The following is a 24,614-nucleotide window of genomic DNA, read 5'->3' on the forward strand; positions in this document are numbered from 1 at the left end:
ATTAGAAAAGAAACCCCAGATAACACCTAATACGGCTACACATGCTGAGAGTTCAATAATTTGCAATTCATTCATTATTCTAGAATCAAAATTACAGGTCACAGATGTTATAGATCAAAGAATAGATAAATTCATCCTAATGACATTCTTTCCTCATGAAGAAGTTGCTAAATAAATAAAAGAGAATATTGGTCAATGGTTTTTAAAGTTTTAATCGTCTCATAAATTTAAGAGTTGTTTATACAAACCCTAGGCATGTAAGAGAGGAATCACTTATGAGAACTATCAAATTCAATCAACTATTACGAGCATCAAACTCCTTTAAAGTATTTAGATCAATTATTGACAAAGTACTTTCTTCAGTAGCCTCAAGGTTGATCAAAGGAGCCATGCCATCCTCATAAGCTTGCTTCCACCGTGGAGCACAAAGACACCAGTTGTCTCCTGACTTTAATCCTGGGAATCCCATCTGAGGAGTTGATAAATCATTCCCTTGAGCCTTGCTATACGAAAGAAATTGCTCTGTCATTACTGCACAAACAGTATGCATACCCATATCAGTTTCATCTGTTTTGCATAAACCATCTCTATACCAACCAGTCATTGGGTGACAACTACAAGATTGGAGTTCAGTGCCTAAAACATTTTTGGATTCCATAGTTCTTCAGTCACCCCTATCTAATTAATATCATCATGAATTTTGGCAGGAGAAATTTGTAAGGTTTGGATTTTGAGGATTTGCAACCATTCGCATTTCATTTTCTACCTTTCGTCTAATGATTATTCCCTTGAGATTTAAATAAACTTTCTCTACAAGACTTCTATCGATTTCATCCAGACTATCTTCATTTTCAGAATCTCCTTGATGAACATCAATCCTAACAAGCCCCTTGTGGCTACCAATAGAACAGATAGAACAGCAAGAGCTACACATATCGAACAGTGAGGAAATCCCATAGACAAATTTCAATCCCTTCATTCTGTTCTACTTCTTTTAAGGCCAAAACTATACTTTTAATAAAATTGTTCATAAGGAATATTAATGATTTTTGTCGCTTCAAAGATTTAACACAAATCCAAATATCAATGCTTATTTAATCGAATGGCAAGACCACAGTAATTTAGATTTACTCATTTAATCTTTCTAACTACTGAATTTTACGATTCGACTGTTTGTCTTTAAGGCATCTTTCCAACTACACCCAAAATATCTGCCAAAAGAAGTAACCCTAGACCGAAAGGAAATTCGAGAAGTGGTCAAAAAAATTAGTCTCCAAAAGAAACCAGCACCAAAAGAATTGCCGGAGTGTTTACATATCAATAAAAAGACTTCTCCTCTAAATCTTCTGAGGCCTTTTACCCTAATCGTCAAGATGAAATTTAACTACTGACTAATGAAAACTAGAATATAGAAGCTGGCAAAGCCAAAGTTAATAATATTCCATCAAATTACTTATAAAGGAAAATAAACAACTGATACCTTGATTGCATCTATACTAATCTTTTTAAACATTAGTATAGAGAATGCGGAAAATAATTGACTGGCATAAATCTCTTGTTGAGCGTGCTCAAAAAGAATTGGGATTGACGGGATATCAAATGTACTTATCTGGTTTACTAGAAGGTGCTCTAATCTTTTGGGTAATTATGAAAGTTGCTTCGTTGTTTAAACCTAGTCCTGAGTTCCCTTTTTAATTATGAAACACTTAATACTCGCAATAGTCATAGCTCTTATATTCCCTTTAGCTGTTTTTGCAGAAAAGCCTCCTATTGTCAGTACAACAAGCACTCCATCTTCAATAGAATTAGCAAAGCATCTTAGAGCTACTGGAGCTGTTAAATATTCCGCCTATTGGTGCCCACATTGTCACGACCAAAATGAGCTATTCGGCAGAAAAGCAGCTGCCAAATTAAATAATATTGAATGCGCTCCTGATGGCGAGAATAATCAAGCTGAACTTTGTAGAACAAAAGGAATTACTGGGTTCCCTTCATGGGAAATCAATGGAATTATTGATTCAGGAGTGAAAACCTTAGATGAATTAGCAACCTTAAGTGGGTACTCAGGACCAAAAGATTTTTAGTTAAATAGATGAAGCAACTCTTACTATCAGTAGTTGATATTTACCAAAACCAAATGGAGGCTAGATATCAAGAGAAGTCAATGCTCACTGACTTATTCGTTGAGAATAAGTTTTGGGGGTGGATGGGATTAACATCGATTGTTATTTGTCTTGGAATATTTTTCTGGACCTTTTACCCACAAGATGACAGTAACCAATGACAGGCAATCAACTTAATTCCCAGAATATGTTAATGCTCTTTCAGGAGGTTCTATTGCCAAACAACATCTAAAAAACATGAGGGTCTAACTATACTAATCAAATCCTATACTCGACCAAAAGTTAGAAGAGGAGGAATAAGAAGCCAATTAGAAGCCCATTGAATAAAACCTTTTATCAATCAAGCTGCTGCTTGTACCAAAACAAAATTTGCTTAATGTATTTATCTTTTTTTCTATTGGACTAAAAAACAAATTTCACCGGTTGCATTGAAGAATGTAGAATCGTCTTATTACTGTGAATGGCAATTAAAATGGTAATCCTAAAAAATAGGGTTCACATATAACTGTCAGTCTCCAATGAGCTTACAAATGGAACCAATATATATTGACAAATCTGCAAATGTATCAGATGACGCTGTTATTGGAGAAGGAACAAAAGTTTGGATAAATGTTCAAGTTCGTGAAAATTCAATAATTGGCTCCTATTGCAATATAGGGAAAGATTCCTATATTGATACCCTAGTTAAGATCGGTGATCGTTGTAAAATACAAAATAGTGTCAATCTCTATAGTGGAGTAGATATTGAAGACGATGTTTTCATAGGGCCTGGTGCTACATTTTGTAATGATAAAGTTCCACGTGCTTTCGTAAAAGATTGGGAAGTTGCTCCAACAAAAATATGCAAAGGAGTGAGCATAGGAGCAAATGCAACGATATTATGTGGTATAAAAATCGGAGAATATTCAATGGTAGGTGCTGGAAGCACAGTAACTAAGGATGTACCTCCATATACTCTTGTCTTAGGCTCCCCTGCTAAACCCATAGCATCAATAGATAAATATGGAAACAGAATTAGAAATTTTGATTAATAATAACAGGCAGTATTTCTCAAATACTGAAGAGATAACTGATATTAAATTATAAGAATAACTTATATATTTATTAGAGAAACCAAAATCAATATTTTACTAGCTACAATATTTTATATAAAAGGATTTGGGAACAAGGTTAAGTTTAGCTAATAAGTAAAAAAGCCCTTTTAATCTTTCAAAGCGTTTTTTATAAGTTGGATAATCTTTCCAAGATAAAGGCTGTTTATTCATTATATGTTCAAACTCGATGTCAGATATCTCTAATCTTTTTTTAACATAAGTAAGTAAATCTGGTTCTACAATAGGGGCCGTATTATATATACTCCATCCATCTTCCCTGGAACAATTTCCAATTCTTACCTGTGAAGATATTGTATTATTTCTAAAATCAGAGTTAAATTTTCCTGGCAAATATATCGTATGAAAAAACGCTGCTGATCTATTTTCTAGGTGATGACCCCCATAATATTCCCATCCACATAATTGGTTTAAGTGTTCCTGAGCATCTTTTTTAGAATATGAAATATACCATAGAGGGCGAATAAATTTAACCTGATCAAATATAATTGATGTAAGGAATCTGGTGAACGTCATTAGAGGGTATGTTTTCATTTTTCTTTTACCAAATTTTTGATGTATGCTTTTAATATATTTTCCATCAAAGTAATTTCTTCCGAGAGGAGTAATTCCTTCTTCAGTAAATGAATGACCTTCCAATATATACTTAATTGAATATTTTCTTGCTGCAATTCTTAGTAAATAAGCAAATCCAAGATCATTCGGGGCCTCACTTTCAGCGACTCCGGCAAGAATAAAAGATCGAATAATATCGTCCATTTCTTTATTATCAACTACATAAGTATAGAGATCTATTTCTAAGTGATTTAATAATTTATGGATATTCATTGTTGCGATAGCTGTATTCCATGTGTTATCAAAATGGACTGCTAATGGTCTTAATCCCCATTTTTTAGCTAAATATAGAAGGTATGAAGAATCTGTTCCACCACTCACTCCTACAATACAATCATATTTTTTGTTTGCACCTTCAAGTTTTATTTTATCTAGAATTTTATTAAGTTGTAGAGTTCCTTTACTCTTTCCAGTTCCATATTCTTCTTTTAATTTATCTACTTGATGGCAATAATTACATATTCCATTTGCATCAAAACTGATATTTGAAACTCTTTCATCATAAATACATCGACTACATACCTTAATCTGTACATTATTTATATCAGGATCTTGCAGGTCTAGCTTATTCATATATTTCAAGGGAAATAAATTCTTTAATTCTAAAAAATTAAGTGCGAAGAAAATTATTTTCGCTTCTAAAATAATAGCACCTAAAATTTATAATCTTCATATACCATTAATTGAAATTTTCTAGTTTAGGCATATGAATAAGTACTCCCATTCCTTTTTTTTGAAATGTAACCATACTACCAAGACCTACAGCAGATGCACCTCCCTCATGGATAGCTTTTTTTATATGATCTAAATTACCTGCTCCTCCATGAGCAATTAATGGAATAGAAATGTTCTGGGAAATATTTTTTATTAAATCAAAGTCCATCCCTTGCCATGTTCCTTCATTATCTACAGAAGTTAGCAATAATTCACCAGCACCAAGTTCTTCTGCTTGCTTAGCCCAATCAATAGGGTCTAAATTTAAATAAGATTTAAATGTATTTGAAAATACATCTTTTTTTGCAAATCTTCTTTTGCGTATGTCAATCGAAACAATAATCGCCTGGCTACCAAAATATGAAGATAGTTGAGAAATAAAAAGATGATTTTCAATGGCATATGTATTTAAAACTATCTTCTCAATTCCTAAATCAAAAAGTTTTTTTGCATGTTCAATAGTTCGTATGCCACCACCATAACTAAGTGGCATGAAGCATTCTGAACACATATCTTTAATCAAACTAAAGTTTGGTGATTTCTTTTCTTTGCTTGCAGATATGTCTAATACCATTAATTCATCTACCTCGAGCTCATTGAATATTCTTAATGAATTGCACGGGTCACCTACATAAGTAAAGTTCTTAAATTTAATTGTCTTGACTAAACTCTCTCCCTTTAATAAAAGAACAGGAATAATTCGAGTACGCAACATTATTATATTTCTGAAAAGCTTTTGAGTATTTGCATACCGTACTTATGACTCTTTTCAGGGTGAAATTGAACCCCATAGATATTGTTTAAACAAATACCTGATTCAAATGTAATTCCATGATGTGTAGTAAATAAAGAATAACTCTTATCTATCAAGTCTACATAGTAAGAATGTACAAAATAAAAGCGTGATTGATTGTTAATCGAAGCACTCATCTTATTTCTTATATTTACATCTACAGAATTCCAGCCCATATGAGGTACTTTAATGTCTTTATAACTTGGGAAACGTTTTACCCTACCTGGAATCCATCCTAAACCGTTGAGTTTTCCTTCTTCACTAACATTTGTCATAAGTTGCATACCTAAGCAAATCCCTAATATAGGAACTTGTTCTTTTTGTGCTTTTCTATTTAGAACCTCCTTCATGCCAGCAATCTGATTAATCTTTGTCATGGCAATATCATAACTACCCACTCCAGGGAGTATTAACTTCCTAGCCATGCTAAGCTTTTCTGGATCACTTTCTACATTCGCTTCCACACCAATATATCTCAACATATTTAACATAGATCCCATATTCCCAATCTCATAGTTAACAATACTAATCACCTGATGCTTTAAACCGTATATTTAAAATTCTAGGAAAAAAAGTTAATTTCTGGTAAGAAGGAATGAATACTTGTAATAAATTAATATCTTAATTAAAATAAAGTAAATATTTTTATTTTCTAGAAAATATCCTAAAAAAACTAAGTTTTTCATAAGAACTAAGTGTAATTTTAAACAAATAACTGACTATAGAAATACTCACCATGAAAATAATTAACTTAAGGCTATAATAACCAGATAAACTATTGATGGATATAAAAATTGAAACTAATAGTGTAAAAATTATTGGAAGCATAATTGACTGGAATTGCCAATTAACGCTATAAAATCTATTAGAAAAAATAGTATTAGTTGCTGCCTTCAATAGTTGGGCTAATACAATTGACCAGCCTATTGAGATTAGACCATAATAAGGTTTTAAAATTATGAATGCACTAGTGAATACAAAGATAAATAATAAGTATGAAAAAAGAAAGTAGATATTATTTTTCTTTATAAACAAGCCAATTCCAGTAACATTGTCACAAATGTCAATACAAGCTGCTACAGATAAAGGAAGTAAAAGTTTGGTAGATGGTAGGAAATTATTCCCTGCAAAAAACCATACGATATCTTGTGAATAAACTGACAATAAAATAACCGCAAAGCAAGAAAATAGAACAACGACTTTAAAAATTAATTTAAAACTTTTTTTTGCACTTGGATAATTATAGAAGCGAAGGCTATATGGGCCATATGCTGTTGCAAACGCTGCTCCAAAAAGAGTTATAAAGGAACAGATTCTTGCTGCCAAAGCAAACTGACCAAGATCAAATTCATTTAAATAAAATCTTACTAAAAACCTTTCTAACAATGGAGAAAATGTTTCTAATCCAACTACAAGGCCAAGGGGTAATGAAAATATAATAAGTCTTTTATATAGACTTAAATCTAAATCCTTAGGCCAGATGATTAAATTCCTTTTAAATGAAATATAAATTGCTATTATGGAAACTATTAATCGTGATAAAAGAAAGCAAATTAAAACACTTAAGAGATTAGTATCACCAAGTATAATGCTGGAAATTAAAATAACAGCTGGTATCACTGATGAAAGTATAGATATCAATATATAGGATCGACGATGTATAGACCATTGCAAGAGACCTAGTGAAGCAAACGTAAGAACTTGGAATGGAACTTGGGCAAGCATTACATATATTATTAGCCTTGAATTAGAGGAATAGATAATGCCATTTAAATAGTCAATATTTTCTATTAATATAGAAATAAAAGTAATTATTAGTAAAGCATAAATTATTTGTATTAAAAAACCGTGAAAAGCAATGTTATTTTTTTCTTCAGAACTTATTGGGTCATTAATTAGCCTACCAAGTGCCTGATCTTGTCCAAATATTGATAAATTTACTAGAAATACTACTCCGCTTAATAAGAAATCTATTTCTCCAAATATTTCAGGAGGTACTCTTCTTGCCAAGAGACTAAAGGCTAAGAAGGTAAAACCAAGGCTAAATATTTTAGCCACAGTAAAAATGGCTGAGCTTTCAACTAATAAAAATTCAAAGCTTGAACTTTTTTCGATATTTGATCTATTAGTCAATATTTTCAATTCTTTTTTTAAAGGTTATTTCCTCAAATAATTCGACCCATTTTTCAGTTAGTGAATGTGCATTATTGGCTTTAAACCAATCTTGATTTTTATAAGACCTAAGACATGCATTATATGACTTTTTATAAATACTTTTCATATGATGTGTGACGTCTCTAGAGGATTTAACATTTAATATTTCAGGCGGGAGTCCATAATCCCAGAATTGCTTAAATGAAGCTTCAGTATAATTTACAGTTTGCAAGAATGGAACACCTAATGCTATACACTCCCATGCTGTAGAGCCCCAGTGCTCTTCGGAGGATACTATAAACTCTCCTACAGCTAAATTCGCATAATTATTCAAAATATATGTAATTTGAGCCCTTGGCATTAGAGGCATCCACAAAACATTCTCTTCAATGTTTAAATCTCTTACAAGTTGACGAGATTCCTCTAGGTCTTGCCCCCATGCTGAAAGAAATAATTTGCAATTTATATTATTAGATTCTTTAATAAATTCACTAAATCCCTCTATAAGGAAATTATTATTTTTATTACATGTCATCCAGGTCTTTTTATCATTTCTTTTCTTATTAAAAACCCAATAATGACGCATAAACGAAAAGGTTTTAAAAGAGTCTTTATTAGTAATTTCTTTTATCAGACTATTATCTAAAGTTTTAAGAGCTTCAATTGGACTCTTGGTGCTTTGCTCAACATAATAAGCAGGTACATGCATATACCTAGTAGGTATTGAGTGATTTTTGAAAACCTCAGCAGTAATTCCAGGCAGCCAACTTGTGACTATTCTAGTCTTTCTAAGACCTTGTAGTTGAAAGTAAGTTAATAATTTCCGAAATGGCCACTCTAAATTTAGCGTTTCTAATTTCTTCTTATTTTCATTATCAGCAACCCATTCAAGACCAATTCCATATGGAGTGAAAACATCTAAATGTTTATTCATTCTCAGGAAAATTGCTGGAGCAAGACCCGAACCTACACATATATCGTATTTAGATAATGTTTTAGATAATTTAGATAAATTTAGCGGTAAGATGAATTTGTCTGGTCTACCTATTACCGAAGCTATTCCATTAGGGATATTCAAATATGATATCTTATCTTGATATAAACTAGCACTATATGAATCCCATTCTGGTGCATGAATAGGGTTCTCTTCACCTTTTCCCTCATTGCTATATAAATATAAATGAGCATCTATATCTAAATCCAGCAGGTATCTAAGAAACGCAAAATTATTATTGCAGGTATTTCCTAGCAAGGCAACCTTCATAAAATCCAATAACTATGATTTGAACTATATCATCAGGATAAATAACATACAATAGAAGATATTAATATCTTAATAACTTAATAACTTAGATTTTTCTATAAAGTCAAAGGGAGAAAAGAATTTGGAGCGGTAATTATTTATATTAAATAGTAATTTTGGAATTCTCTTTTTTCAATTCTAGCAAACTAACCAATATGTAAAATTAGAAAATTATAGAAGTATTAAAAAATCCATATATATATAATGAAAAATAGATTTTTAATACAATTAAACTCAAGAACGGGCATAAATAATACGTAAACTTTAAGTTTTATATTTAACTACTATCTGTTAAAACATAAATATTATAATTGATTCAGAACACTATCCTCTATTATCTCATTAATAATTTATCCCAAAGTCTAAATGCTCCAGAAACTGTTCCTAATACAAAAGACTTTTCATTAAAGTCAAGCATAGATGCTCTGCCTATAGATAAAGGATCTGATTCTTTTTTACTCAAAGAAGAAGTAGTCGTAAATGCATATTTCACTCCATACTTTTTTAATACATCTTTTACATCTTTATTATATGAGCTTTTGTATCCATAAGGATATGCAAAAAAGCGGGTATCTCCTCCTAACTGTTGAATAATACTTGATGCTCTAGAAATCTCCCACTCCATCCACTCTGCTGGTAATTCTGATAAGACACTATGGCTCATAGTATGTGAAGCTACAATAAAATTATTATTGTCTATAATTTTTTTAAGTTGCTCTAATGACATAAGCTTTCTTTCTAAAATAATAGTTTTTTCACTTCTGATGCTTTTTATTAAGCTATAAAATCTATCTAAATCTCTAAAGTTAGAGTTAACTATATAATCAAAGTATTCCTTAGAGCTAATTAAATTTGGGTAATGCAAATTGATATCGGTCTTGTTTACATATTTATACATATGTAAACACCTACTTCTTAAACCATCAGAGTCATTTTGTGGAAGACATAACCCTACAGGAGCAAATAATATTAATGGTATATTATATTCCTCAAAAATAGGCAAGGCATTTAATATAGAAATATCAGCATCATCAATAGTAACTATTAGATTTTGCTTGTTTGATTGAAGTTTCCCATTGAACAAATCATTTAAACTATCAATAGGTGAGCGTAACTTACAGTTTCTATTTATTATTTCCAATTGGTTTATTAAATTCTTATAATTGACTTCTAAACCATCATATTCTACATCTTTATTTGTGAAATAATGATAATCTATAGCCACCAACCTCTTAGAGTAATCTGATAATAATCTTGGCGCAAGACCAATCTTATTGCAGATCATAGAAAAATATTTCCTAAGTTTTAATTGAGCCATTATTTAGGTCTTTTTTCTTAAGCAAACCAAGTAGCTAGCACCAAAAACCCTGAAACGAGTATCATTTAATTTTTCCAGACTAACGGATTTTTTACCTATTAACTTGAGAAGTAGCTGGTCAAAAGGAGCTGGTAGAAGCGTAAATCCTTGGTAAATATCATCTACCAGATCAAAGCCATGTCTAGAAGCGGTTCTCAAAAAATTACCAGGGATATGCTTCCTAGGTATAAATGTCAATCGTTTAGCTTTCGTCTTAGAGCCTAAAAGGCTAACCTTAACAAAGTTAGCTAATTTCATAACACCTGGGATTCCTTTAACGTAATGACTTAGACGATTAAGAACAGTTGAAATACCAAATGCATTCGTTACGTTGAGAATAAACAATCCATCTACCTTTAATACCCGATTAATTTCTTTAAGCAACTTATTATCTTCTGGCATATATTCAATAACTCCTGAAGCGATTACACAATCAAATGACTGGGTTTGAAGTTTTGTATCTTCACAATCACCAAGCATAAACTCCCATGATTCATCAAATCCTTTTGCCTTAGCACGGTTTTGTGAGATTTTGATCATCTGCTGTGAAATATCCATTCCAATACCCTTATAAGAAAGGTTAGACAAATCTTCTTCAAGCAATCCGGGGCCACAGCCTATATCAAGTATTTTGGTGTTTTGACTCTGAAGATATTTGGTAATCAAAAAAACAATTTCTTTTTGCCTAGCCCATTTAGGATGATCTTGCTGACTTAGGTAATAATCATTGGTGTATTCATCTGAGGTGGAATCAAAGTAATCAGCAGATAATGATTTAATATCTGGCATTAATTTTCTGAACCAAAGAATTAGAATTTTACATCAGGGAACAATCACTGAAACAAATCTAAATTTATTGGAAATATTATTTCTACGAGAAGTACAGATTAAGCGGCAAAATAACTTAACCTTTGTCCTGAGTGATGAGAATAAACATAATTAAGACTGCATAAGCATAAAAAACAGAAATTAAATAAATTATTCTGCAAACTTGCTTACAAACATCTAAGAATCTATTAAGAAAGAGAAATACATTAGATGATCGAATAAACATTTCAAGGGATTATGAAAATAGATTGAACTAATAATTAAATGATTACTATTCCACTATGCATCTTCTCTTAATTTAGTAAAAGAGCTCAACGATTATTTTTGATTAGAGTCGTGGCCTTGGGCTTAGAAATATTCTCAGCAACGCAATCATCTCATAGACAACTGAATGTCAACCTCAAGATATTTTTCGCCTGCAAAAAATCTTGCTAGAGGTTAATTAACATCTCTGTAAATTTTGAAGCCTTATCAAAACCATACAACTAATATAAATGACTGTAGCAATTACATCACCCAAAGAGAGATTCATTTCCAAAAAATGAATGTGGCCAGATTGATCAATCCGAAATCTCTACAAAGCAAGGAAACCTTTAAATGTATCCAAAAGATCTAAAAGAAAAGCCAACCTTGGGTTTTATAGGGCTAGGCGCAATAGGACTCCCTATAGCAGCAAACTTGATTAGAGCAGACTTCCCCTTGCAAGTTCATACACGGAGTAGGAAGGCTGAAAAAAGCCCTGAATTGAAAGGGGCGAAACCCTGTTCAACCCCAAAAGAGGTCGCCCAAGGTTGTGAAGTCTTGCTAATTTGTGTAAGTGATGACAAAGCTGTAGAAGAAGTTCTATTTGGTTTTCACGGTGCGGAAAGCAACCTTACTTCAGGTAAAACCGTAATTGATTTATCAACAATTAGTCCTACTAAGGCAAAGTCGTTTGCGGCAAAATTAGCTAGAAAAAATGTTAAGTATATAGATGCACCAGTTACCGGAGGAACAGAAGGGGCCAAGAAAGGTACTCTTACAATTTTCCTAGGTACCAATGATGATTCTCTTAAAGAAGTCTCTTCTATTCTTCAACCGATAGGAAGTAGTTTTTATCCCTTCGGCACGGTTGGGAAAGGGCAAGAAGTCAAAGCAATTAACCAAATATTAGTTGCTGGAAGTTACGCAGCAGTTGCAGAAGCTATCTCTTTAGGAGAAGCACTCAACCTACCAATGGATATAGTTGTCGAAGCACTACAAAAAGGAGCAGCTAGTTCATGGGCACTTTCTAATCGCTCCCAATCAATGCTGCAAGACAACTATCCATTAGGTTTTAAATTACATCTACACCACAAAGATTTATGTATTGCATTAAAAACAGCTGAAGACTCTGGGTTAAAGCTACCAATAACATCCAATGTAAAAGAGTTAGAAGAAAGGTTAATAAAAGAAGGCTATAAAGACTTAGACGTATCTGTTTTAAAACGGTCAATCAAAAATCAGTTTAGGAACCCAACTGATAATTAGTTGCAGATTGCTTATCTAATCTTTTGCTAGTTATTAATACATTTTATAATAGATAAAATGTTTACTGATAAAACTGCGTTTTCAAGGTGAAAGCATTTGAGCAACAAAAGCTTAGTCAATCTCGGAAGATCAACATAATTAAAAGAGACCTAAGGGTTAACTACAAAGTTTGAGTTTTCTTGCCCTTGTCACCATGGCAGAATCAAAAGACTTATCTTTAAAACTCGTTATCCTAAAGACTCTTTTTAATCATTGCTAAAGCTTCAAGAAAATGTATTGAGAAATGGAATGACTCACTCACAGATGCAATAAAGGTCAATTTAGAACAGATGTCTACTATTAATATGAAGGTTTTACTAATCAGCGATATTGTGAAAAGAAATGTTCCCAAAAATTACTTAGAAATTTTGCTGAATAGCTTTCCATTTCTCCTTATAAGGAAGCTCATAATCCTTTTTATCCATAGGGATCCAACTCCAATCAGTACAAATAGTTATTTGATAGCCAATCACATAAATAGCAATAATCACATTGAGCAAATTAACATGCATTACTGGGACATCCATGGGTATTCCTTAACTGGATAAAAATGCTAACCAAAATCAAAATCAAAAGAGCTGCAAATAACCGAACTAAGAAATTCTAGGGAAAGCCACATCCGCTCATATCGAACTAACTGAACAAACTTGCTTCACACTCCTTAACAATATCTGTTATATTTCGTTACATCCATTCATTGTCCTACATGGGTCAATCCAACACTCCAGTTCTAGACATTGCTTTTGGGAGACCGGCAATGATTGCTTTCATGCTCATTTCAGGAACATACCTCGTGACTGGTCAAATCATCCCTGGCACTTTCTAATGAAAAATTCCACACTTTCAACCAGAATCGAAACTAGCAAGGTTTTGGCAGAAAAAATCAATGGCAGAGCTGCACTCATTGGCGTAATTGCTCTTTTAGGCGCTTATTCATCAACAGGTCAAATCATTCCTGGTTATCTCTAAACAACTCCACTTTTTCAACCTACTTTTAATTAAAAATGACTCCTAAAGCAGAAAAGTTTAATGGCTGGGCAGCAATGCTTGGTTTTGTTGCCGCGTTTGGTGCTTATGCCACTACAGGCCAAATTATCCCTGGGATTTTCTAACTATTAATTTATAAGATGACAATCTCAAATCAATCCTTCACTACTAAAAGTAGCTTAGTCGTTACAGAGTACGGCAAGCAAAATATTTTCCCCTTGGAAGCTCCAATGGAACTGGATGAGAATTACACTAGCTACCCAGAAGAAGCTGAAAAAGCTAATGGCCGCTGGGCAATGATTGGCTTCATAGCCTTATTAGGCTCCTATATTTCTACTAGCCAAATAATTCCAGGCATCTATTAATGAACAACAACTATTGGCAAGTCGCTGAGAAAACTAACGGTCGCTTAGCGATGATTGGTTTATTTGCATTAATCATTAATTATGGATTTTTTGGCTGGATTATTCCAGGCATTTATTAAGGTACTAACCACTAAATCTACGTTAAACAAAAAAAGTAGGCATGGAAATTGTAAACCTATTACTGATGACATTCTATGCAGGAGGGATGCTTGTTGTCGTAGCAATAAGCATATTGGAAAAATTCTAACCAAGTCCATTTATAAAATCGACTCAAAATTCCAAATGAATAGAAACATTTTTTACTCTCTAAATTCACCTTTTCGAGAATTAATGGAAAATACTTTCTTATTCGTCATTATTTATCCTATATGGTTAACAAAAACAAAATGAATTTCTCTTCATTAGTTTTTATTACTTCATGGGCTAGTTTATTTTATATTGGTGCTTTTCTTTGGAGAGACCTTTCACGAAATAAATAGCTTAATCAAAAAGATTTATCTTCAAACCCTATTTATTAATTACTAGGCCCTTAGGATAGCTACAAGCATCTATAGAAGATCTTTCAACATTAAAAGCAATCCTTTGGTATTTTTATCAAATGCCAGTTCTTGTTGTACTTGAGTTTTTGCTAGAGGTTTTATTACGGTAATGATAAAGGTGGAAGGGAAATGCTCCCTCTCTTACAAGGTGCTAAATAACAGAGTTATCGTCCTCCATTGCAAAAGTAAACCGCCTGAGAAGCACTCTTTCCATTGCCTCTAACTTCTTCTACGCATTCTATAAAAAGCTTAGATTCGTTCTTGACTGAGCAAAAACTAAGAGCAAGTGCAGCAAGAGATATGGCTGAAATAATACTAGTCCCTAACTGGAGTGAGCCATACGCAAGCATGACTCCTTTCTTTCTACCACAGTTTTTCGTTTCGCTTGTGTTCTCTATAGTCATTAGATTATAAAAGTATTTATAAGCATCTTACAAAAGGAATATATGACTTCGAAAGTAAGGGAATATAGTAAAAACCGTATGTGCTCAATATTTCCTTAATAGCAATAAGGAATTAAGAGTATTCAATGGAATTTATTTAAAGAATCTAATGAAAGAATGGCAATGAAAGTTAAATTAAAAGTCTATATATTTATTGAAACCACCAGTACTTACATCTAAAGAAAATATCCTTTTATACGATTAATATATTACTGTTAGATTTATTGAACCTCTTAGACCCATAGAACTTATAGAAAAAAAGAAGAAATCAATAGTTTCAAAAGCATATATTTATTTTGAAATTATTGAATACTAATCACAATGCTTCTTTCCTTAGGTCCATCTAATTCAACCATAATTATATCTTGGTATTTCCCTAGCTGCAGCTTTCCATCTTTGAAAGGAACACTTACATGATTACCTAACAACAAAGCTCTTAGATGAGAGTGAGCATTTTTAGGCTCATCTGCTGGAATATTCTCTCTAAGGTGTAAATCATCATGTTTATAACCTTGAGCTATAGGTGCCATCTCTTCTAACCATTTACCAAGATCTAATATCAACCTTTCTTCCATCTCATTAACAATCATCCCAACGGTTGAATGCTGACAAAATGCACAAACAACACCTTCGAGCTGTTGAGAGGTATCTAAGAAGTTTTGAATCTTCTCAGTAACAGGGTGACAACTAAACATCGATGAAGATTGAACCTTTATGACATTAGTAAACATTTTGATGAAAAGTCTTCATCCAGTAAAGCTCAAAACAGATCCATTGGCTGTTTTTTTAATAGACTTCAATCTAATTAGCAAAGTCTTAGAAGGAATCAATAACTAAAGTTAAGATCTAAAATCAATAGATGGTTCAACAACTATCTCTAGAGGGAAGGTTAATTCTCTAAGAGCTCGCATTAACTACCCCCTATCTAAAATTAATTTGTAATGCCTAGTTTTTAATGGTTGAGAGGCCAACCTCTCTCCTGGAGCAGGATAAATGGCCTGCCATTGTTCCCCACAAATTTTATAGTCAGAGAAATCTTCAGAAATAGCAAATGATGAATTACATAATTGGTATTTAGACAAGGTTTCTACCTGTTTAACTCTTGAAACGTCTAAAGAATGAAAAACCTGTAAAACCAATTCATCTACAAAAAAAACCGATGCATTATCTAAGGATTGATTACGACCTATTACTTTTGTTTCAAGGAACTCTTGATCTTCAAATTTTGCTAACTGCCGATTGGGAGAGATTGGATCATCTTTTACATACAAAATTTTGTCCCCTAAAATTGCTTTTCCTAAAGACATCGCATTAAAAGAACGTTCCCCAACTAACTCTTGAGAATTATTTATTTGAAATTTAGCTTGATATTCAATGGGCTGAGTTTCTGTTTGGTTGACATCTATACTTTTTACTATCCAAAAGCCATTAAACCAGGGTGGATAAACAATATCTTTTTTCAAAGCTGAGCGTTTAAAAGGTCCAGGGAGCTTCCATTCGGGCCATTCACTTTGTCGAGTTACTAAAGATATATTGTGAGAATCTTCTATCAAAGCATCAACAGGAGCAGTTATAAAGAAGTTAAATGTACATAGAAGCGAAAGGATAATTACCTTTAAAACCAACTTATATAAAAAAGAGATCTTCATATATATAGTCCTACTGCTTAATTAGAATTAGCATCAAATATAGAAATAAAAACTAATGGTTTGGCTAAGAATAAATAAAAAGCATAAATTATCTATTCTTTATTCTCCGAATCGTTCTTAGATGAATCAATCATCTTAAAAATCTAACTATTTGGGTAGCCGTCTTCTAAAACAAGGCTTTGTAGTAAGAGTTTCTTGCCCTCCATACTTGTCTTATCTCTACAAACTGCTCATCAGAAAATTGAAACTCGCTTATAGCAAACAAAAAGTACAACGAGAGAGTCTCTCCAGAAAAAATTCATTCGAAAATTCTCAAAGAAACGAAGGGTTTAACAATGATGGTCGACAAGAAAGCCAAAAAAGTTCTCTGTCGCTTCTAACTACCGTTATTACATCTTCTCCAGTATGCCAAATCCATTGTTCTTGAAGAGATCTCCCGTCAACATCTATGCTTGTCCCCACTGGAGCTCCATAACGATGCCTTAAGCCAGCCAATACTTCTGTCATATTTTTATATTCCATTTCATAAGCAAGTTGTTGTAATCCATCCTCCTCTTCAATGCGAACACGAAGATTATTCACAGGCAAACCACTAAAATTGACGTCTCTAACTTCAAAAACATCTCTGCTTACCTCTTTCTCTATAAGTGATAAGGAGGCTCCAAGATGTCTCTCTACACTTGCGTGATCATTCCCTAAGACAAGCCTTCCACGCAGGCTATCGCTGGTTTAGGGGTGAATTGAATAAGAAAAAGAAGAATACTTAGAAAAACTAATCTAAAAATGTTAACCATCTAATGTATTGAAGCCTTACAAATCAACTCTAGGAAATCTTTTACTAAAATAATTTATTGTATGAACCTTCGCACTAAAAAGCGTGCGAAGATGTTTTCAAGAAAAACTCACAAGTCTAGTAGCAAGGAAGCATCCTTAAACTTTAAGTTTCTTTCAACTTCTGCTCTGATAATCGATTAAAGAAGTGAGAGATAAAAGAAACATTCTGTCACACCAATTCATTTAATACTTTCCTTCTAATTCCTCTTTAATAAGAAATCGAAAACCTTAATAGAAATAACATTCTAATAGTAATAATAGCAATAGAAGGTACGTTAATAATCACAACAGAATAATTCCCTCCAAGATAATCTCTTTACTCTTAGCGCCTATCTCTTGTACTACGTCCTTTAATTCCTCGCAATAGCGAGATGTTATGTTCCTTGTAAAAGGCAAGGAAATGAATATTTCACAAATTTCATGGGAAGCTGAATTAGATGTAGATCTGATCAATGCTTCACTACAAGAAGCACTAAAGACTAAAAAACTTTTTAGGTATCAATTTAAAGATTCAAATAGCCCTGTAAATCAACTAGAAACTCTTATTTGTAAGTATACAAAATCCAAATTTTCTCTTGGTGTTTCATCTGCGACCAATGCGATTTTTTTAGCACTGAAATCCGTTGGAGTTAACTCTAATTCTAAAGTACTTATACCAGCATTCACATTTACTGCAGTGCCAAGCTCCGTTATTCAATGTGGGGCAGAGCCTGTTCTTGTAGACATCACAAAAGAATATGTAATTGATCTAAATGACCTCGAATTAAAAATATTATCTTCAGGAGCAAAGTATCTTTTGTTATCTCATATGCGAGGACACTTATGTGATATGAATAAAGTAATGAAAATCTGTAAGAATCATTCAATAACCTTAGTTGAAGATGCTGCTCATGCATTAGGGGTTAAATGGAATGGAAAACATGCTGGAACATTTGGAATAGCTGGAATTTATTCACTGCAATCATATAAAGTTATTAATTCTGGAGAGGGAGGGATTCTAGTAACTAATGATCCTAATGTTTTTTGGAAATCAGTTTTCATGTCTGGTTCATATGAAAACAACTATATACTCCACTCTTCTAAGGATATAGATATTGCTGATCAATATAAAAACAAACTTCCAGTATTTAATGTGCGAATGAATAACTTAACAGCATCTTTAGCTATTCCACAAATACAAATTATAGAGTCGAGAATAGATCATATAAATCAAAATTATAATATTTTTAAAAAAGCACTTTCTAATAATAGTTTAATTTCCTTTCCATTAGATTTCCCTGAAATAAGACCAGTCCGAGATTCTGCTCAATTTCGAATAAAAATTAATTCAAATGATAGGATAAAGCTGAAACAAAAACTAGTCAAATCTGGAATACCAATAAGTTATTTTGGGGGCACTAACAATACCAATGCTCGTTTATATCAAAATTGGAAATTTATAGATACAAGCAATTCTAACTTACCCAATACAATAAATAATTTATCAGAAGTTTATGATCTTCGATTGCCGATTCACTTCTCAAGAGAAGCTATTCAAACTATTGCAAGGACAATATTAGATCAAATAAATCTTAGCAACTATCCCATATAAAAGAACTCTTTTGAATTAATGAGAAATTTTAAAAGCATTATGTTTTCAGTTGTTATAATAAAACAATGATGATCTTAATAATTACATTCATTTTTGGTTCGATTATAGGTTGGTTATTGGCTGCTCTACGTCAATCACACATTGAGAAACAAACCGCAAAAAGAAAATTCAGTGATGAGATAGAACTAAGAGCCACTCCTGATACATATCTTTCGGAATTTGATCTTATAAGAAAGCGCTATTACGAAGCCAAATTTAAAAAGATGACAGAACCCATGCTTAATCGAAAGGGTATACCCATGACAGAAGAAGAAATTCGATTAAGGAAAGCATCTCAAAAGCAATAGAAATTGCTATCCAACAAGCTTGCACCGAGGAAAATATCAACCAAAAAAGAAATCTACTTCCTTAGACTTTAAACCTTCCCAACCAGCGTCGATAAGCCGCTGATTAAGAATGTCTTTATCAAAATGTTTAGCTCCAGAACGTACAATTCGATTACGCATTGATTTTTTAACTCCACTTCTTTTTCTAGCTCCTTCTTTTTCCATTACTTCTCGGTAAAGACTGAGCATCTCCAAAGGAATCGGAGTTCCGTCAAGATCTAGTCCTGACCTAATAGCTTTATCAATTGCATCAGGTCCTGAAAAATCCATTGCTAAAAGCGATCGGGTCATAATCATAGGTTCAAATGGATTATGTCCAGAAAAATACTTTGTAGAAAATTATATTGATATAACCGCACCAAGTCCTTAGTAATAAAAGTAGAAACCTTTAATACCAATTAATCTCATAAGATCTCTAAAGCCAATACCAAAAAGCTAATTTGATTCATGTGGATCCTGCTCTCAAAACAAATGGTAGGCATAAGCCCATTTAGCAATAATTTTATTTTTAAGTGAAGGGTTTTTCGATTTCCCTTACGAGCTACACCATTTAGCTGACAAAACAGTTGAGCAGCTTGCATACAACACAACCTCCCTTCTCAAAACAAAATAGTTTTAGGAATATTAAGTTCTCTGGCCTCAATGGAAAGGCTCTTGCCATAGATATGACTGATATCCCAAAAATGAAAGATATTACGGATGTCGTGCCTGCCCACTGTTTCTCACGTCAGACATCAACTTCCTTGGCTTACCTTTTTCAATCATTAATAATCCAAGGAATTGTTATCGCTATAGGGCTAGCGATTCCATTAAATCAAGCAATGATACCTATTTGGATTCTCTATGCCTTGATTTCAGGTACTACAGCAATGGGATTCTGGGTTATTGCCCACGAATGTGGACACGGAGCCTTCTCGAACAATAGGACGTTGGAAACAGGTATTGGTTATGTGCTCCATTCATTGTTGCTTGTTCCCTACTTTTCTTGGCAACGGTCTCATGCCATACATCATCGCTTTACTAATCACATAAGTGATGGTGAGACTCACGTGCCAATGGTGATAGGAGGCAATGGCATTAATGAGAAAACTGGAGGGGAAAGCGAATTAGCCCTTTCAAATGCCCTAGGGAAAAACGCATATGGCCTTATGCAACTTATTTTACATCTTGGCGTTGGTTGGCCTGCCTATTTGCTGACTGGCAGTACAGGAGGCCCTAAATACGGCATTACGAACCACTTTTGGCCAAAGAAACCTTTCTCTAGAAAATTATGGTCTACCAATTGGGAAAAAAAGGTTTGGATATCTGATATTGGAGTAGCATTGGTCTTAACAGTACTTTTTATATTGATAATTCAATATGGGATAGCACCTTTAATAGCAATGTATATAGGTCCGTTATTAGTAGTGAATTGTTGGCTAGTGCTATATACCTGGCTTCATCATACTGATACAGATGTTCCACATTTATCTAACTCAAATTTCACTTTCTTGAGAGGTGCATTCCTATCAATTGATAGACCTTATGGAAAACTCCTGAATTTCCTACATCATCACATTGGCTCAAGTCACGTAATTCATCACATATCTCCGACAATTCCTCATTACCACGCTATAGAAGCAACTATTGCTATTAAAAAAGCTTTCCCTAAGGCCTATCTTTATAATCCAACTCCAATACATAAGGCCCTCTGGAATATTGCTTGCAATTGTATTGCTGTTCAGTCAGAAAAAAATGAAGGTCAATATATTTGGAAGAATTCGTACACAAAGCATTAAAGAATAACCTCATCCAAACAATATTTTTATTAAATCATTCTTCTATAATTTCAAAACTTCATAAGAACTGTAAAAAGCAATTATGAGAAGATTTTATTGTAATCCTATAAAAATTTCTTCTATGGCTATTTAAAAACATCACTACTTTTAACTACTCATATAAATACTATACCGACACCACAAATTGTTGTGGCAGTTAATACTAAAGTTTTCCAATTAAGCACCTCACCTTCTGCTCTTGCAAAAAAAAGTGCAATTACAGGTGAAGTGCTTAAAAGAGTCCACCCTAATCCAATAGGCAGTAATTTAAAGACATTCTGTTGTAACAATATCCCTATATTTGTACCTAAAAATGTTGCATATAAAAGCCTAGACTTGTTTTGTAAAGGTATTCTTTTAATTGAACCAATCAAGTCATTTCTTATAAAAGGAAAGAGGGCAACAATACTTCCAAGCAAACGAATTTCCGTAGTCTGAAATGGAGTTAAATCAGAGTTTTTCAACACAAACCTTGATAAAGAAGCTGCAATTACTGCACATAATACAGAAAGGATTGCAAAAGCAAACCCTTCTTTTTTATCTTTTTTAGATGTTATGTATTTATTGTTTTTTGTTTTTTGTAATGCTACTCCTACCAAAGAAATGCTTACTATAAAGACCCCTATCCACATCTTTAAAGAAAGCATTTCTTGCAAAAGAAATGACCCTACTATCGCTGCAATGATTGGAGAAAGCGCTTCAACTGTAAGAGTACGACGTGTACCTAATTTCGATAAAGATATTATGTAAAAAGTATCCCCTATAGCAATTCCTATAATCCCACTTAATAAAAGAATCAATATTTCTATAAAACCAGGTTGAAAATCAAAAGTTAATATAACTGGTGAAAATATAATAAGCGCAATTATATTTTTTGTTATGTTTATCTGTGAAGCGGATAAATATTTAGTTTGGTATCTCCATAAATAACATGCATATGTCCAGGAGAAAGCAGCTCCTAAAGCAAAAACAATTCCAATCAAAACTTACTGATCTGAATCTTCTACTTGCTCAGTCTTCTGCTCCTTTGCATTCTCTTTAGAATGAGGGCAATCACCATCTCCTCCCCAACCCCAAGCAAGTAAAGGAGCAGTACTAATAGAAAGCGCAAGTACTAATGTAAAAAAAAATTTCACTGTGAATTTGACTTTAGAAACATCTTAAAGAGTTTAAAGAAAAATCGAGAATCCACTTTATTGATTTTACAAATCCCATTAATTTAAATACTTCGTCAGCAAAAAACTAGCCGCTAGCCTGTATATGAGCATCTGAGATTACTCTTGAATAAAAAGCGTTGGGATGGTGCATCCAGAAAGGGCAATAACAAAATAGCGAAGGCCAAAGTAAATAGAGTCAACATTGTTACACTAATCCAGTCTCCTAGATATCTATTTGTATTAGACATGGAAAATATTACACCTACACAAAGGTATATAATTAATTCTTAAGAGTTATTGTTATTATCATACCACCAACCTGATCATCTTCAGCCGAAAGAAAAAACAAATATCACACAATCCATAAAAACTTACTTTACAAAGAAAATTTATCTTGCCATAACTCTTGGCATGGTTTTAGTTCAAAAGATTCTGAAGAAGTTGCATATTACCAACAATTCTAGAAAGAGATTCACAGAGCTAGAAGAGCAACTTTTTTGTGGGGCAAACTATGGCTAATTATATTATGAACGCATACTTTTCTTGATTTAAGAGATAATAGAAGAAACAAGCCTCCCCGACCGGAGATTTATAGAGATTTTGCTCAATCCTACAAATGTATCATCAAGAAAACAAGTCGCCTCAAAACAAAGAAGAAATTAATGAGAAGCACATAGATTCTCTATTGAACTATGAGTGTGAAGAAGATGATGATGGCACTGATTGGGAAACATAAAAACAAATATTTGATTCACAATTCCCTAACTAATAAACCTACAATGGTTAACGTTATCAATAAACTAATTGCTCTTATATACCCTCTAAGACTCTTTCATATCGATTTATAGCGTCACTATCCACCCTAACGAGATCCCTCTAGCTTTAATTAGCAAGAGCATCTTGGTTTTATTTGGTTAAGAAAGGGTGTGTTCCTCCTGAACATTTGTTTCGTCTATTTTTTCGAATGCACCTTTAATTGACATCCACACATTATCATTCTTCTTCTGAAGTTTTCAATACAAGTGTTTCCATTTGAGAGATATAAAGGCAACAAAAAACACTAATCAAAGCTTTACACACTTTGCTCAAATACAATTATCCACTAAAGAATTAACGATAGAAATAAAAAATCTACTCTCTAATACAGTATTAATCTAATAATTCTTGGCAGCATTTGATTGCTGTCTAACAAGTTCAAAGAACTCCTGCTTCAAGCTTAAATCATGACGAAAATCTCCTCTAACAACTGAGTTGATCATGCTAGTGTCTGGCTCTTTCACACCTCTCCATTTCATACAATAATGTTGGGCCTTAACAATAATTCCTAAGCCTTTAGGTTCACAAAGGCGTTCTATTTCATCCGCAAGGATCATTACAGCTTCTTCTTGAATATGAGGCCTAGAAAAAACCCAATCCGCTACTCTTGCAAACTTTGAAAGACCAATCACTTTTTCACCTGGTTTAATCCCAATCCAACAATCACCTAAAATTGGTACTAAATGATGAGAACATGCAGATCGAACTGTAATCGGGCCAACCGTATATATTTCATCTAAATTCTTATCATTTGGAAAACTGGTAACTTTAGGTTGTTGATAAAATCTACCCTTAAAAACTTCATTGATATACATTCTTGATACTCTTTCTGCCGTTTCTTGAGTATTATGATCATTATCAATATCAATCAATAAAGTTTTAAGTAAATCTCTAATTCGAGTTGCAACCTCTTTCTCTAGAGTATCTAGTTCACCTGGTAAAATGTAATCAGAAATATTGTCATTTGCATGAAACCTCGCACCATTAGACTTTATACGCTCACGAATTATTTCTGATACTAATTTACAGGAGATCTTTTCTTGTAGATCATCTTTAATATTCTCATTCGATGCTGTAGAAGTCATAAATTCTAGGTTAAAAGAACAAAAAACAGATAACCTTAATTCGAGATTTATGACCCTATCATACTAGGCTCGCATTTGCTATAGGGAAATCACTTATTTCACAGGCCTAATTAAGATCGGACCGCCCACAAATGCTCTTTAATTAATCTACAACTGAGTTCTTCTCTCAACTAATGGTGGTTGGTCTTTCTGAGAACGCATTTTTAATAAAAGTGGAATACAAAAAACCATTACTGATCCAAAGTAATAATGAGTAGACAAAATCAGATTAGAGAGAGCAATAGGAAGAAATTGTTCTTTTGATCGATCTGGCTGCAAATTTTTTTACGGCATCAACTGATCAAGATTCTATGTAAGAGATAATGCAAGCAAGAGATTCCTGATCGAAATTTCCATTA

The 24,614-nt window shown here is 33.0% G+C and carries 29 protein-coding genes and 2 pseudogenes; 12 read left to right on the forward strand and 19 right to left on the reverse strand.

Going from position 1 to position 24,614, the window contains the following annotated elements; translation table 11 throughout:
- Window positions 1-295: 295 nt before the first annotated feature.
- Both O5636_RS04650 and O5636_RS04655 read right to left on the reverse strand, forming a co-directional pair.
- Window positions 296-658, reverse strand: a complete 363-nt coding sequence (locus O5636_RS04650) for a DUF2237 family protein (RefSeq protein WP_269623448.1) — start codon at window positions 656-658, stop codon at window positions 296-298.
- A gap of 33 nt (window positions 659-691) precedes the next feature.
- On the reverse strand, window positions 692-934 hold the full coding sequence (locus O5636_RS04655) for a hypothetical protein (protein WP_269623450.1): 243 nt from the start codon (window positions 932-934) through the stop codon (window positions 692-694).
- A 590-nt stretch (window positions 935-1,524) separates the two neighbouring features.
- On the opposite strand from O5636_RS04655, the gene O5636_RS04660 reads away from it, so the two are divergent.
- From O5636_RS04660 to O5636_RS04670, 3 genes and pseudogenes are all read left to right on the forward strand, one after another.
- Window positions 1,525-1,695 (forward strand): hypothetical protein, encoded by a 171-nt coding sequence (locus O5636_RS04660; RefSeq protein ID WP_269623451.1) that lies wholly within the window; start codon window positions 1,525-1,527, stop codon window positions 1,693-1,695.
- Between the two features lie 68 nt (window positions 1,696-1,763).
- Window positions 1,764-2,084 (forward strand): annotated as a pseudogene (locus O5636_RS04665) (thioredoxin); the annotation flags it as partial.
- A gap of 569 nt (window positions 2,085-2,653) precedes the next feature.
- The gene (locus tag O5636_RS04670) at window positions 2,654-3,154 is read left to right on the forward strand and encodes an acyltransferase (protein ID WP_269623452.1); all 501 of its coding nucleotides are present in this window, start codon (window positions 2,654-2,656) and stop codon (window positions 3,152-3,154) included.
- A 99-nt stretch (window positions 3,155-3,253) separates the two neighbouring features.
- Here the strand turns inward: O5636_RS04670 and O5636_RS04675 are convergent, their stop codons facing one another.
- The 7 genes from O5636_RS04675 to O5636_RS04705 form a co-directional block, all read right to left on the reverse strand.
- The gene (locus O5636_RS04675; protein ID WP_269623453.1) at window positions 3,254-4,423 is read right to left on the reverse strand and encodes an N-acetyl sugar amidotransferase; all 1,170 of its coding nucleotides are present in this window, start codon (window positions 4,421-4,423) and stop codon (window positions 3,254-3,256) included.
- A gap of 106 nt (window positions 4,424-4,529) precedes the next feature.
- On the reverse strand, window positions 4,530-5,279 hold the full coding sequence (locus O5636_RS04680; RefSeq protein WP_269623454.1) for an AglZ/HisF2 family acetamidino modification protein: 750 nt from the start codon (window positions 5,277-5,279) through the stop codon (window positions 4,530-4,532).
- 2 nt (window positions 5,280-5,281) lie between these two features.
- Window positions 5,282-5,890 (reverse strand): imidazole glycerol phosphate synthase subunit HisH, encoded by a 609-nt coding sequence (gene hisH, locus O5636_RS04685; RefSeq protein ID WP_269623455.1) that lies wholly within the window; start codon window positions 5,888-5,890, stop codon window positions 5,282-5,284.
- Between the two features lie 112 nt (window positions 5,891-6,002).
- Window positions 6,003-7,490: an oligosaccharide flippase family protein gene (locus O5636_RS04690; RefSeq protein ID WP_269623456.1), complete on the reverse strand. Its 1,488-nt coding sequence runs from the start codon at window positions 7,488-7,490 to the stop codon at window positions 6,003-6,005.
- Window positions 7,483-8,775, reverse strand: a complete 1,293-nt coding sequence (locus O5636_RS04695; RefSeq protein WP_269623457.1) for a hypothetical protein — start codon at window positions 8,773-8,775, stop codon at window positions 7,483-7,485. Before O5636_RS04695 ends, O5636_RS04690 begins: the two co-directional genes overlap by 8 nt.
- Window positions 8,776-9,148: 373 nt before the next feature.
- Window positions 9,149-10,132, reverse strand: a complete 984-nt coding sequence (locus tag O5636_RS04700) for a polysaccharide deacetylase family protein (protein WP_269623458.1) — start codon at window positions 10,130-10,132, stop codon at window positions 9,149-9,151.
- 3 nt (window positions 10,133-10,135) lie between these two features.
- A complete protein-coding gene (locus O5636_RS04705) occupies window positions 10,136-10,960 on the reverse strand; it encodes a class I SAM-dependent methyltransferase (RefSeq protein WP_269623459.1) in 825 nt (274 codons plus the stop codon).
- Window positions 10,961-11,596: 636 nt separating this feature from the next.
- Between O5636_RS04705 and O5636_RS04710 the strand changes: the two genes are divergently transcribed.
- Window positions 11,597-12,508 carry an NAD(P)-dependent oxidoreductase gene (locus tag O5636_RS04710; RefSeq protein ID WP_269623460.1) on the forward strand — a complete coding sequence of 304 codons (912 nt, stop codon included), beginning with the start codon at window positions 11,597-11,599 and terminating at the stop codon, window positions 12,506-12,508.
- 398 nt (window positions 12,509-12,906) lie between these two features.
- Here the strand turns inward: O5636_RS04710 and O5636_RS04715 are convergent, their stop codons facing one another.
- Window positions 12,907-13,074, reverse strand: a complete 168-nt coding sequence (locus tag O5636_RS04715; protein WP_269623461.1) for a hypothetical protein — start codon at window positions 13,072-13,074, stop codon at window positions 12,907-12,909.
- A 179-nt stretch (window positions 13,075-13,253) separates the two neighbouring features.
- On the opposite strand from O5636_RS04715, the gene O5636_RS04720 reads away from it, so the two are divergent.
- The 5 genes and pseudogenes from O5636_RS04720 to O5636_RS04740 all read left to right on the forward strand — a co-directional run.
- A complete protein-coding gene (locus O5636_RS04720; protein WP_269623462.1) occupies window positions 13,254-13,373 on the forward strand; it encodes a high light inducible protein in 120 nt (39 codons plus the stop codon).
- Window positions 13,373-13,516, forward strand: coding sequence for a high light inducible protein (locus O5636_RS04725; RefSeq protein ID WP_269623463.1), 144 nt, complete (start codon window positions 13,373-13,375; stop codon window positions 13,514-13,516). The genes O5636_RS04720 and O5636_RS04725 overlap by 1 nt, the downstream gene beginning before the upstream one ends.
- Before the next feature lie 35 nt (window positions 13,517-13,551).
- On the forward strand, window positions 13,552-13,659 hold the full coding sequence (locus O5636_RS04730; protein WP_269623464.1) for a high light inducible protein: 108 nt from the start codon (window positions 13,552-13,554) through the stop codon (window positions 13,657-13,659).
- 15 nt (window positions 13,660-13,674) lie between these two features.
- Window positions 13,675-13,899: a high light inducible protein gene (locus O5636_RS04735; protein WP_269623465.1), complete on the forward strand. Its 225-nt coding sequence runs from the start codon at window positions 13,675-13,677 to the stop codon at window positions 13,897-13,899.
- An 11-nt stretch (window positions 13,900-13,910) separates the two neighbouring features.
- Window positions 13,911-14,018, forward strand: a pseudogene (locus tag O5636_RS04740) (chlorophyll a/b-binding protein); the annotation flags it as partial.
- Window positions 14,019-14,602: 584 nt separating this feature from the next.
- On the opposite strand, the gene O5636_RS04745 reads toward O5636_RS04740, so the two are convergent.
- The 4 genes from O5636_RS04745 to O5636_RS04760 all read right to left on the reverse strand — a co-directional run bounded on the left by O5636_RS04745 (window position 14,603) and on the right by O5636_RS04760 (window position 17,112).
- The gene (locus tag O5636_RS04745) at window positions 14,603-14,842 is read right to left on the reverse strand and encodes a hypothetical protein (RefSeq protein WP_269623466.1); all 240 of its coding nucleotides are present in this window, start codon (window positions 14,840-14,842) and stop codon (window positions 14,603-14,605) included.
- Between the two features lie 341 nt (window positions 14,843-15,183).
- Window positions 15,184-15,612 carry a secondary thiamine-phosphate synthase enzyme YjbQ gene (locus O5636_RS04750; protein WP_269623467.1) on the reverse strand — a complete coding sequence of 143 codons (429 nt, stop codon included), beginning with the start codon at window positions 15,610-15,612 and terminating at the stop codon, window positions 15,184-15,186.
- Between the two features lie 183 nt (window positions 15,613-15,795).
- Window positions 15,796-16,530, reverse strand: a complete 735-nt coding sequence (locus O5636_RS04755) for a DUF6816 family protein (RefSeq protein ID WP_269623468.1) — start codon at window positions 16,528-16,530, stop codon at window positions 15,796-15,798.
- Between the two features lie 312 nt (window positions 16,531-16,842).
- A complete protein-coding gene (locus tag O5636_RS04760; protein WP_269623469.1) occupies window positions 16,843-17,112 on the reverse strand; it encodes a hypothetical protein in 270 nt (89 codons plus the stop codon).
- A 652-nt stretch (window positions 17,113-17,764) separates the two neighbouring features.
- Here O5636_RS04760 and O5636_RS04765 point away from each other — a divergent pair.
- Both O5636_RS04765 and O5636_RS04770 read left to right on the forward strand, forming a co-directional pair.
- On the forward strand, window positions 17,765-18,955 hold the full coding sequence (locus tag O5636_RS04765) for a DegT/DnrJ/EryC1/StrS family aminotransferase (RefSeq protein WP_269623470.1): 1,191 nt from the start codon (window positions 17,765-17,767) through the stop codon (window positions 18,953-18,955).
- Window positions 18,956-19,020: 65 nt separating this feature from the next.
- The gene (locus tag O5636_RS04770) at window positions 19,021-19,302 is read left to right on the forward strand and encodes a hypothetical protein (protein WP_269623471.1); all 282 of its coding nucleotides are present in this window, start codon (window positions 19,021-19,023) and stop codon (window positions 19,300-19,302) included.
- Between the two features lie 36 nt (window positions 19,303-19,338).
- Here O5636_RS04770 and O5636_RS04775 read toward each other — a convergent pair whose 3' ends face one another.
- The gene (locus tag O5636_RS04775) at window positions 19,339-19,611 is read right to left on the reverse strand and encodes a DUF4090 family protein (RefSeq protein WP_269623524.1); all 273 of its coding nucleotides are present in this window, start codon (window positions 19,609-19,611) and stop codon (window positions 19,339-19,341) included.
- 395 nt (window positions 19,612-20,006) lie between these two features.
- Here O5636_RS04775 and O5636_RS04780 point away from each other — a divergent pair, with 395 nt between their 5' ends.
- Entirely contained in the window at window positions 20,007-21,119 is a 1,113-nt protein-coding gene (locus O5636_RS04780; RefSeq protein ID WP_269623525.1) for a fatty acid desaturase, read from the forward strand.
- Window positions 21,120-21,274: 155 nt separating this feature from the next.
- On the opposite strand, the gene O5636_RS04785 is transcribed toward O5636_RS04780, so the two are convergent.
- From O5636_RS04785 to O5636_RS04800, 4 genes are all read right to left on the reverse strand, one after another.
- A complete protein-coding gene (locus O5636_RS04785; RefSeq protein ID WP_269623472.1) occupies window positions 21,275-22,141 on the reverse strand; it encodes a DMT family transporter in 867 nt (288 codons plus the stop codon).
- A 3-nt stretch (window positions 22,142-22,144) separates the two neighbouring features.
- A complete protein-coding gene (locus O5636_RS04790; RefSeq protein ID WP_269623473.1) occupies window positions 22,145-22,294 on the reverse strand; it encodes a hypothetical protein in 150 nt (49 codons plus the stop codon).
- Between the two features lie 1,175 nt (window positions 22,295-23,469).
- The gene (gene folE, locus O5636_RS04795) at window positions 23,470-24,216 is read right to left on the reverse strand and encodes a GTP cyclohydrolase I (protein ID WP_269623474.1); all 747 of its coding nucleotides are present in this window, start codon (window positions 24,214-24,216) and stop codon (window positions 23,470-23,472) included.
- A gap of 147 nt (window positions 24,217-24,363) precedes the next feature.
- Window positions 24,364-24,534: a hypothetical protein gene (locus O5636_RS04800; RefSeq protein WP_269623475.1), complete on the reverse strand. Its 171-nt coding sequence runs from the start codon at window positions 24,532-24,534 to the stop codon at window positions 24,364-24,366.
- Between the last annotated feature and the right edge of the window lie 80 nt (window positions 24,535-24,614).

It is taken from the genome of Prochlorococcus marinus str. MIT 0918 (genome assembly GCF_027359415.1).
Lineage (GTDB): Bacteria > Cyanobacteriota > Cyanobacteriia > PCC-6307 > Cyanobiaceae > Prochlorococcus_E > Prochlorococcus_E marinus_C.

Excerpts from the sequence above, each read along its gene's own strand:
- O5636_RS04650 (WP_269623448.1), bottom strand. The coding sequence starts at position 658 with ATGGAATCCAAAAATGTTTTAGGCACTGAACTCCAATCTTGTAGTTGT.
- O5636_RS04655 (WP_269623450.1), bottom strand. The coding sequence starts at position 934 with ATGTGTAGCTCTTGCTGTTCTATCTGTTCTATTGGTAGCCACAAGGGG.
- O5636_RS04660 (WP_269623451.1), top strand. The coding sequence starts at position 1,525 with ATGCGGAAAATAATTGACTGGCATAAATCTCTTGTTGAGCGTGCTCAA.
- O5636_RS04670 (WP_269623452.1), top strand. The coding sequence starts at position 2,654 with ATGGAACCAATATATATTGACAAATCTGCAAATGTATCAGATGACGCT.
- O5636_RS04675 (WP_269623453.1), bottom strand. The coding sequence starts at position 4,423 with ATGAATAAGCTAGACCTGCAAGATCCTGATATAAATAATGTACAGATT.
- O5636_RS04680 (WP_269623454.1), bottom strand. The coding sequence starts at position 5,279 with ATGTTGCGTACTCGAATTATTCCTGTTCTTTTATTAAAGGGAGAGAGT.
- O5636_RS04695 (WP_269623457.1), bottom strand. The coding sequence starts at position 8,775 with ATGAAGGTTGCCTTGCTAGGAAATACCTGCAATAATAATTTTGCGTTT.
- O5636_RS04700 (WP_269623458.1), bottom strand. The coding sequence starts at position 10,132 with ATGGCTCAATTAAAACTTAGGAAATATTTTTCTATGATCTGCAATAAG.
- O5636_RS04705 (WP_269623459.1), bottom strand. The coding sequence starts at position 10,960 with ATGCCAGATATTAAATCATTATCTGCTGATTACTTTGATTCCACCTCA.
- O5636_RS04710 (WP_269623460.1), top strand. The coding sequence starts at position 11,597 with ATGTATCCAAAAGATCTAAAAGAAAAGCCAACCTTGGGTTTTATAGGG.
- O5636_RS04715 (WP_269623461.1), bottom strand. The coding sequence starts at position 13,074 with ATGGATGTCCCAGTAATGCATGTTAATTTGCTCAATGTGATTATTGCT.
- O5636_RS04720 (WP_269623462.1), top strand. The coding sequence starts at position 13,254 with ATGGGTCAATCCAACACTCCAGTTCTAGACATTGCTTTTGGGAGACCG.
- O5636_RS04725 (WP_269623463.1), top strand. The coding sequence starts at position 13,373 with ATGAAAAATTCCACACTTTCAACCAGAATCGAAACTAGCAAGGTTTTG.
- O5636_RS04730 (WP_269623464.1), top strand. The coding sequence starts at position 13,552 with ATGACTCCTAAAGCAGAAAAGTTTAATGGCTGGGCAGCAATGCTTGGT.
- O5636_RS04735 (WP_269623465.1), top strand. The coding sequence starts at position 13,675 with ATGACAATCTCAAATCAATCCTTCACTACTAAAAGTAGCTTAGTCGTT.
- O5636_RS04745 (WP_269623466.1), bottom strand. The coding sequence starts at position 14,842 with ATGACTATAGAGAACACAAGCGAAACGAAAAACTGTGGTAGAAAGAAA.
- O5636_RS04750 (WP_269623467.1), bottom strand. The coding sequence starts at position 15,612 with ATGTTTACTAATGTCATAAAGGTTCAATCTTCATCGATGTTTAGTTGT.
- O5636_RS04755 (WP_269623468.1), bottom strand. The coding sequence starts at position 16,530 with ATGAAGATCTCTTTTTTATATAAGTTGGTTTTAAAGGTAATTATCCTT.
- O5636_RS04765 (WP_269623470.1), top strand. The coding sequence starts at position 17,765 with ATGAATATTTCACAAATTTCATGGGAAGCTGAATTAGATGTAGATCTG.
- O5636_RS04770 (WP_269623471.1), top strand. The coding sequence starts at position 19,021 with ATGATGATCTTAATAATTACATTCATTTTTGGTTCGATTATAGGTTGG.
- O5636_RS04775 (WP_269623524.1), bottom strand. The coding sequence starts at position 19,611 with ATGGATTTTTCAGGACCTGATGCAATTGATAAAGCTATTAGGTCAGGA.
- O5636_RS04780 (WP_269623525.1), top strand. The coding sequence starts at position 20,007 with ATGACTGATATCCCAAAAATGAAAGATATTACGGATGTCGTGCCTGCC.
- folE (WP_269623474.1), bottom strand. The coding sequence starts at position 24,216 with ATGACTTCTACAGCATCGAATGAGAATATTAAAGATGATCTACAAGAA.